The organism is Thermococcus sp., assembly GCF_027012695.1.
Taxonomy (GTDB): Archaea; Methanobacteriota_B; Thermococci; order Thermococcales; family Thermococcaceae; genus Thermococcus.
Map to the genome: position 1 here is coordinate 1 of NZ_JALUYR010000125.1, position 7,840 is coordinate 7,840.

The 7,840-nt window shown below is 56.2% G+C and carries 8 protein-coding genes; 5 read left to right on the forward strand and 3 right to left on the reverse strand.

Going from position 1 to position 7,840, the window contains the following annotated elements; genetic code table 11:
• The 3 genes from MV985_RS08780 to MV985_RS08790 all read left to right on the forward strand — a co-directional run.
• On the forward strand, positions 1 to 228 hold a 228-nt coding region (locus MV985_RS08780; protein ID WP_297465411.1), incomplete at its 5' end, for a hypothetical protein.
• Positions 229 to 258: 30 nt separating this feature from the next.
• Positions 259 to 864 carry a tRNA (pseudouridine(54)-N(1))-methyltransferase TrmY gene (trmY, locus tag MV985_RS08785; protein ID WP_297465413.1) on the forward strand — a complete coding sequence of 202 codons (606 nt, stop codon included), beginning with the start codon at positions 259 to 261 and terminating at the stop codon, positions 862 to 864.
• A 45-nt stretch (positions 865 to 909) separates the two neighbouring features.
• Positions 910 to 1,584, forward strand: a complete 675-nt coding sequence (locus tag MV985_RS08790; RefSeq protein ID WP_297465414.1) for an adenylate kinase — start codon at positions 910 to 912, stop codon at positions 1,582 to 1,584.
• Here the strand turns inward: MV985_RS08790 and MV985_RS08795 are convergent.
• Complete coding sequence (locus tag MV985_RS08795; RefSeq protein WP_297465416.1) at positions 1,547 to 2,296, reverse strand: hypothetical protein; 750 nt, start codon at positions 2,294 to 2,296, stop codon at positions 1,547 to 1,549. The genes MV985_RS08790 and MV985_RS08795 overlap by 38 nt on opposite strands.
• A gap of 65 nt (positions 2,297 to 2,361) precedes the next feature.
• Between MV985_RS08795 and MV985_RS08800 the strand changes: the two genes are divergently transcribed.
• Positions 2,362 to 2,643 carry a ubiquitin-like small modifier protein 1 gene (locus tag MV985_RS08800; RefSeq protein WP_297465419.1) on the forward strand — a complete coding sequence of 94 codons (282 nt, stop codon included), beginning with the start codon at positions 2,362 to 2,364 and terminating at the stop codon, positions 2,641 to 2,643.
• Positions 2,644 to 2,653: 10 nt separating this feature from the next.
• Here the strand turns inward: MV985_RS08800 and MV985_RS08805 are convergent, their stop codons facing one another.
• Both MV985_RS08805 and glmS read right to left on the reverse strand, forming a co-directional pair.
• Positions 2,654 to 5,572 (reverse strand): STT3 domain-containing protein, encoded by a 2,919-nt coding sequence (locus MV985_RS08805; RefSeq protein ID WP_297465421.1) that lies wholly within the window; start codon positions 5,570 to 5,572, stop codon positions 2,654 to 2,656.
• Between the two features lie 21 nt (positions 5,573 to 5,593).
• Positions 5,594 to 7,402, reverse strand: coding sequence for a glutamine--fructose-6-phosphate transaminase (isomerizing) (gene glmS / locus MV985_RS08810; protein ID WP_297465425.1), 1,809 nt, complete (start codon positions 7,400 to 7,402; stop codon positions 5,594 to 5,596).
• 119 nt (positions 7,403 to 7,521) lie between these two features.
• Between glmS and MV985_RS08815 the strand changes: the two genes are divergently transcribed.
• Positions 7,522 to 7,716, forward strand: a complete 195-nt coding sequence (locus MV985_RS08815; RefSeq protein ID WP_297465423.1) for a PCNA-inhibitor — start codon at positions 7,522 to 7,524, stop codon at positions 7,714 to 7,716.
• Positions 7,717 to 7,840: the final 124 nt, after the last annotated feature.

Genomic DNA, 7,840 nt, shown 5'->3' on the forward strand with positions numbered 1-7,840 from the left:
AAAAGATCGGGTTTGGGCGGGATTTGGAGTGGAAGGGGTTTTGCACGGGCTTTTCTGGAGATTTCGAAAAAAATTCGTTACAAAATCCCACCAAATCATAACCTTTTGAGAGATAATAACAAAACGTTACTAAAGACTTCCCGGGGGCTCTGGAGCCGGTTTTACCAGGAGAGAGGTTCTTCCAGGCTTCCGGAGAAAAGCTACGAACTCTCAACCAGAATAGGGTAAGAGTTATAAGTTCCCGTCCCAACCTCGGCCATGAGAACCTTTATAATCAAGTCAAACGAGGGAAGGACGAAGGCGGATTTCAGTCTGAGAGATCTGCCCGGAACGAGTGGAAGAATAGACGTCCTCTGCCGGGTTCTCAATGCGGCCTTCCTTCTCTCCCACGGGTTCAGGAAAAACGTCAGGGTCTGGTTGATCCTCTATGGACCCCCCAATCCTCCCAAGGCCCTTCGCTTCGAGGGGCCCGAACTGAGGGTTCGGCTCAATCCCGATGAGCGGAGCACTGCGAAGCTGATAATGAGGGCCCTGGAACTTGGAGAGAAGCTGCGGGAACCGGGGAAAGAACTGGAGGTTTATCCAGGTCTCTACGTCAGCAACAGGACCTTTGAGGACGTTCTCAGATTAACCCTGAAGAACTCGACCCTGTACTATCTTCACGAGGCGGGGGAACCCCTGGAGGATGTCAGATTTTCGGGAAACGTTGCCTTCGTCCTGGGCGACCACAGGGGTCTGGGGAGGGAGGATGAGGCCCTGCTTGACGGCGTGGCGGAGAGGGTGAGTGTGGGCAGGAGGAGTTACCTGGCCTCCCACGTCGTGGCCTGTGTCAACATACACCTTGATTCGCTCGGCATCCCCTGACCGTAACCCTTTTACAGCCGAGAGCCAAGGGGCAGTGGTGGAATGATGAACGTCCTGGTCTTTGGTCCACCGGGGAGTGGGAAGTCCACACACTCCAGAACGATAGTCGAGCGCTACGGTCTGGCCTACATTTCATCCGGGGATCTGATACGGCAGGAGATAGCGCGGGGAACGGAGCTGGGGAGGGAACTGAAGAGGTACCTTGAGGGCGGTGAACTCATCCCCGATACCGTCGTCAACACACTCGTTATATCCCGCCTTCGGAAACACCGGCGGAATTTTATTCTTGATGGCTATCCCCGGACGGCAGAACAGGTGCTGACCCTGGAGAACTACCTCTACGATCACGGGTTGACAATAGATATCGCGATGGAGATATTCATAACGAAGGAGGAGAGCATAGAACGGATCTCCGGCAGGATGGTATGTCCGAAGTGCGGCGCCGTTTACCACGTCCGCTACCGGCCACCGCGGGTTCCGGGAAGGTGTGACGTCTGTGGATCACCCCTTGTCAGGCGTGAGGATGACAGGCCGGAGATCGTGGCCGAACGCTACGACGTTTACATGAGAAACATGGAGCCGATAATCAAATTCTACCGGAAACAGGGGGTATACGTCCGTATAGATGGTCACGGTGGAATAAAAGAGGTCTGGGAACGCATGAGACCCCTCCTTGACTACGTCAATTCCCGGGAGGCCTCTTCCCGAGTGTTTCGATGAGCTTCCGCACCTCCTCGCTCTCGGCCAGTTTTTCAGCCTCGCGCTCGATTTCGTGAAGCCTGCCGAGTACGGTCCCAACGAGGGCATCGGAAGGATCCAGAACCCTCACCGCTGGCCGTATATAGTCGGCGTTCAGCGTTCGCAGATAGGATGATACCTTGTCTATGAGGTTCTCCGCTAGGGCGTCCTTCTCGACGTCGGAGCTTTTCCGTGAGAGTATAAGAACAATCCTCAGATCAGGCCGTCCGTCGGAGGGCATCGTCAGGAGGAGGGTTTTGAAGTCCACCTTTCGATCTTTGAGGTATATCATTAGCCCCCTGCCCAGTCTCTCAAGGGTTTTTCTCAGGTCCTCGGGCGAGTTGATCACAAGTCCGGGCTTGTCTTTTCCCCTCCCAGTGGGCCTCTCGATTATCCTGAACCCGGCCACCCGGAAGGTTACGTCATAGAACTTCCCGAAGGTTCGGTTGGCCCTTTCGACCAGCTTCTCAAGTACACCCTCGACCACGGGATCAAGTTCTCCGGGCAGGAAAGTCTCCGACCGGCTGACCTCCAGCAGAAAAGCCAGCGTGAGTTCCCTTCCCCGCGGAACGACGGCGGCCTTTATCCCAAGGAGTTCTACCCCGAGGGACTCGAGCGCCTCACGTAGGCCATCGGCGAAAAGCTTCTCGATAACTGGATAGTACTCAGGGGGTTCAACGGTTAGACCGCTCATTTCCTTCGATGTTGGTAGGGCGAAATCACTTTAAGGGTTTCCATTGATACCTCCCCGGTGGAAGCATGAAAGTGAGGTTCTACGCGAATTTCCGGGCACTTGTGGGGAGAAAGGAGATCGAGGTAAAGGGAGTTAAAACCGTTCGCGAGCTGATAGACTATCTCGCCGAACGCTACACTCCCGAGATAAAGAAGCAGCTCCTGGAAACCCCCCGGATAAACGAAAGAAAACCGATAGACGGCATGATTCTCGTCAACGGTCACAACGTGCTCCACCTTAAGGGCCTGGACACCGAGCTGAAGGAGGACGACGTCGTTCACATCTTCCCCCCGGCAGGAGGGGGATAAAGGGGGGAGGTCAGCCCTCCCACACGACGTACTCCTTTCTCGTCACGAAGATCGGCTCGATCCTCTTTCTGACGATGACAACCTTGTCCCTTCCGTACTCCCTGTAAAGCCCCTCGATGAACTTCTCGAAGAGGCCTGCGGGCATCGAAGCGTGGGCGGTGATGGTGTTATTACCTTCTTTGACGCTCAGATTCTTGACAGGAATGTATGTTATGATATCCTGGTGCGGGTCGAGATAGAAGTCGTCCCGGTAGATATCCCTGCCGTTGGGGGCGATGTAGTAGACGATGCTCGCGCGGAGGGTCAGCCTGACGCTGGTGTAGTCCCTCCTGAAGGCGGCTTTGAGCTCGAGGTCTCCGCTCTGGCCCTCTCCGAGGATGCGCGTCGGATCCACGATCTCTCCGTTCACCAGGGGTTTGCCGTTGAGCACACCCACCGGCCCATCCTGGACGAGGACGAAGCGGTAGTCAGTGGCGTTGGGAATCGGCCTCATGAGGGTTATTTCGAGCGGCGTTTCGTTGAGGTGGTCCATGTTTATGCCCTCGGCGACTATCTCCCTCGCCACGAGCTCTGTGCCATTATAGGCCTCGAAGACCAGTGTTGCGTTCTTCACATTCCTTCCAAAGGCCGAAATCCATAGGCGGAGTCTTTTCTCACCAACCGGGAGCTTTCCGCCGGCGGTGGTGCTATAGAATGGTACCCAGGTGTCGTTCCGGTCCCTGTCAATCCTGTAAACCGCGAAGGGCCTGAACTCGTAGGTTGAAACCCCTCCGTCCCGGTGAACCGGCCTGAAGTTGGCGAAGAGCTTCTGCTCGTCCCAGGGCTCGAAGGAATAGGGCAGGTTGAAGGCGAGCCTCACGAAGTTGCTGAAGGCGATCTTCTTGTAGGCAAGCAGACCGTAGCTTCCGAAGTTGTAGAGGACGTAGGGTATGTCCCCCCTGCCCTGTATTATCCTGCCGCCCGCGAGGTCTACAGTCATCATCGGCTGGTACTTACCGCCCGGGGTGGCTATGTAGACGACGATCCTACCGCTCTCGTTCACGAACTGTATGTACTCCATGGGCACCAGCTGGAACATGGGGACATGGCCGTATTCGTGGTAGGTTATCGCACCGCCGAGGTAGCTTATTGCGTTGAACTTGAAGATGTCCTGCTGCCAGACCAGCAGGTAGTTGAGCTCCCAGGCCTCAAAGTCCTGTTCGGCATCGTTTCCGTAGTGGGAGAAGAAGTCCGCAACGAGGTACCTCCTGTCGTAGGCGTGTCCTCCATCTGTCGCGCTCCTCCGGTGGGAGAGGAGGCTCGATTCGATCCAGTAGCCGTAGTCCCACCAGCTGGTTGCACTGTCGAGCGGATCCGAGTTCTCCCGGAGCCAGGTGAGGCTGTTGATCCAATCCCCGGGTACTGAGCCCCCGGACCTGGAGTAGGCCAGGGCAATGGTCTTCACGTCCCGGGCCCCCACGTATGGGACGACGAGCAGGAAAATCAGAAGCACCGCGTAGAGGGCCTTAGTCCCGGTCTTCTCTTTCATGCGCTCCACGTACAGGAAGACCTCCCCCATGACGATTCCCGCCAGGAGAACTACTGCTCCAGAGGCCTGGAAGATAAAACGAACCGCCAGGGAAAGGAGGACTATGGAACTGAGGTAGTAAGAGACGATGAAAACCTCCTTGTATCCGGAGATATCCCGTTTCATGAGCTTGATTGCAAAACGGGTCAGGACTATAAGGAACCCCGCTACCGAGAGGAGGAACAGGGCTCCGTCCGTTCCCACGTAGGTTCGCAGGTTGGGGTCGTAGACGTAGTGTATGCTGAAGGAGTTCTTGATGTAGCCCCAGCTCGTCCTCGCGAGCTCCGCGACGGTCTGGTAGAGGGGATTGGACTGGTAGGCACCGCTTATGAGACCGCGCAGACTCGTCCCGGTAAGGCGGAGGTACCCGAGGCCGGCGAACCCGAGGAGGAGCCAGGAGCCGAGGAGTGCACCTGCCCTGTGGGATGTTTTTGAGTAGTCGAGGCCCAGCCTGTTGAGGTAAAGGAGGAGGGCCACGTAAACGAGCAGGGCCACCAGGCCAGGTATCCCAAAGGGACTTTTGAGCAGAAAACTCCTGACTCCGACGAACCCGGTTTCCGCGGCAACCAGTCCAAGGACGAGTGCAAGGCCCTGGAGGAGCACGAAATCCCCGGTGAACCGGAGGAGAAAGTCCCGCGCGTTGACGAAAAAGAAGACTGTCACCGTTATGAACGCAAAGGCCAGCAAAATCTCAACTCCAAAGACCCCTCCAGTCCACACTCCGAGATAGAGCACACTGCTTACCAGGAACAGGATTCCGGCGGTTATCCTCTTCCAGTTCCATTCCTTCTCATCGAGATAGACCAGCAGGAAGTAGACCGCGAAGAGGAAGAACATCATGAAGGGCCCTTCACCACGGTTGTTGCCGGACATGGTCTTGGTAAAGCTGGCGTAGGAGAAGGCCATAAACGCCGCTCCCCAGATGCCGGCCCAGTCCGAGTGGAGCTTCTTTCCCAAGAGGTAGACCGCTATGACGGTCATGGCACCAACCAGGGGCGGCCAGACCTTGAAGGCCCCGAGGACATCGGTGCCAAAGAGGGCGTGGGTTATCTTGTAGAAGGCAGCCTGAACAGTGTAGAGACCGAGGTAGCCCGTGGCCTTTATCCCGGTAGGGGGCTCAGCGTAGGCGAAGTACTTCGGGATCCACTCCCTTATCGCTATCAGGTACATCTCGTAGTGGAAGAACGTATCGGGGTCGAGGAAGGTCCTGTAGTTGGAGGTTATGTTCCTCAGCTTGAAGCCCCAGTAGGCCAGCAGGAGCGCTATAATGGGGAGACCATACCTCTTGAAGAGAAGGTAGTACCCGGACAGCCGGAGGTTATTTGCTTCCTTTTTCCGCTTCTCCTTAACGTCGGTCCTCATAAACCTCACCTCATTCTATCGTTATTCTACCGTTACGGACTTCGCAAGGTTCCTCGGCTTGTCGGGGTCGTTGCCCCTCAAAACCGCTAAATGATACGCGATGAGCTGAAGGGGGACGGCGTAGAGGATTGGCGTTAGAAGTTCATCCGTTTCGGGCATCTCAATCAGGACGTCCGAGAGGCGCTTCAGTTCCCCCCTGTCGCCGAGGCTTATGACGAACGCCCCCCTGGCGCGGGATTCCTCCATGTTGCCGACCATCTTGTCAAAGGTTCTCCCGCTCGGGGCTATCGCCACAACCGGAACGCCGTCTTCCAGCAAAGCCAGGGGACCGTGCTTCAGCTCGCCGGCGCTCAGGCCCTCTGCGTGAATATAGCTGATCTCCTTGAGCTTCAGAGCACCCTCCAAAGCCGTTGGCACGCTTATCCCCCTGCCTATGTAGAAGAAGTCCCTTCTGTCGACAAGGCTCTCCGCGAGTTCCCTGAGGCTTTCGTCGTGCTTCAGGACGCTTTCAACCAGCTCTGGAATCGCGTTTAGGCCCTCCTCCAGCGCGTTTAGGTAGCTCTCGTCTGCAGTCCCGAGAACCCTCGCCAGTTCGATGGCGAGCATCGTGAGAACGGTCAGCTGTGTAGTGTAGGTCTTCGTCGCGGCAACGCCTATCTCCGGCCCGGCGTGGGTGTAGAGCGTTAAATCTGCTATCCTAGTCGCCATGCTCCCGACGACGTTGACTATCGCGAGCACCTTGGCGCCCTTCCTCTTCGCCAGCTTCATCGCCGCGAGCGTGTCCGCTGTTTCCCCGCTCTGGGTTATCGCTATAACGAGGCTGTCCTCATCGACGAGGTCATCGAACTCGTAGCGGAACTCGCTCGCGTCCTCCACCACGGGGACCCTCTTTGCGAGCCTCTGAAAGAGGTATTTCCCGACGAGACCGGCGTGATAGGAGGTTCCCATCGCGACTATGAAGATTTTCTCGTACTTCGCTATCTCCTCGGCAACTGTCCTTATAACATCGGCGTTTCCATGAATGGCGTCCCTTATGGCCCTCGGCTGCTCGTATATCTCCTTGAGCATGAAGTGCGGAAAGCCCGCCTTCTCGGCCATCTCGAGGGTCCATTCTATCTCGTGGATGGGCTTCTCGACGGTTTCTCCTGTGTCGAGATTCTTGACGACGTAGGAGTCCTTCGTAACGACCGCGTACTCCCTGTCGTCGAGGAAAATTGCCCTGTTCGTGTACTCCAGGAAAGCGGGAACATCACTCGCGGCGAAGTTCTCGCCATCGCCGATTCCCAGAACGAGCGGGCTTTCGTTTCTGACGAAGTAGAGCCTGTCCGGTTCACCCGTGTAGATTATCCCGAGGGCAAAGGAGCCTTTGAGCCTGAGAAGGGCCCTCCTCATGGCCTCTTCAAAGCTTTCGCTCGACTTCAGTTCCTCCTCTATGAGGTGGGCTATTACCTCCGTATCGGTATCGCTCTCGAACCTGTGGCCTTTGCTCAGCAACTCCTCTTTGATCTCGGCGAAGTTCTCGATTATGCCGTTGTGGACGAGGGCAATTTTACCGGTGCAGTCCCGCTGGGGGTGGGCGTTAATGTCGTTCGGGACACCGTGGGTGGCCCAGCGCGTGTGGCCTATGCCCCTCTTTCCAGGCATCTCTAAGAAACCGAGCTTCCCGGTAAGCTCATCTATCCTCCCGGCGCCTTTCCTGATGAAGAGTTCTCCGTTTTCCTCCGTCACGATGCCGGCAGAATCGTATCCCCTGTATTCAAGCCTTTTGAGACCCCTAACTATGACCTCGCAGGCCGGCCTCTCCCCGATGTAGCCTATTATCCCGCACACGGCAACCACCCGTCGGATTACTCTTTTCACTGATAAACCGGGGGAGTTAAAAGCCTTTCCCAGCGTCCCGGATGGGAAAAGCCTTTATAGTCCCGGGAATATTAAACCCGGGTGCGCCGATGGACAGAACCCTTGACGAGTTCCTAAAGGCTGCCGCGGGAAGGATGAAACCAGAGGAATCTCCCCGGAGGAAAAAGAAGCGCCTTAAATCAACCAGCCTCGAGTCTTTTCTCCCGGAGGAGCAGGTAAACTACTTTAAACAGCTCCGCATCGGCTCGAAGAGGATAAGAAACGCGAGGATAGAGGAGCTGTGATTTCCTTCAGGGCCACCAAAACTATTTTAATCTCCGGGTCGAACGATAAATGGTGGGAGAATGGAGACGAAGGCTGACAGGGAGGCATTCCCTTCTTCCCAGGGGAGATTTAAGGAGCTTGTAA

Bases quoted from the DNA above. Each gene is read 5' to 3' on its own strand.
- trmY (WP_297465413.1), top strand. From the start codon at position 259: ATGAGAACCTTTATAATCAAGTCAAACGAGGGAAGGACGAAGGCGGAT.
- MV985_RS08790 (WP_297465414.1), top strand. From the start codon at position 910: ATGAACGTCCTGGTCTTTGGTCCACCGGGGAGTGGGAAGTCCACACAC.
- MV985_RS08795 (WP_297465416.1), bottom strand. From the start codon at position 2,296: ATGAGCGGTCTAACCGTTGAACCCCCTGAGTACTATCCAGTTATCGAG.
- MV985_RS08800 (WP_297465419.1), top strand. From the start codon at position 2,362: ATGAAAGTGAGGTTCTACGCGAATTTCCGGGCACTTGTGGGGAGAAAG.
- MV985_RS08805 (WP_297465421.1), bottom strand. From the start codon at position 5,572: ATGAGGACCGACGTTAAGGAGAAGCGGAAAAAGGAAGCAAATAACCTC.
- MV985_RS08815 (WP_297465423.1), top strand. From the start codon at position 7,522: ATGGACAGAACCCTTGACGAGTTCCTAAAGGCTGCCGCGGGAAGGATG.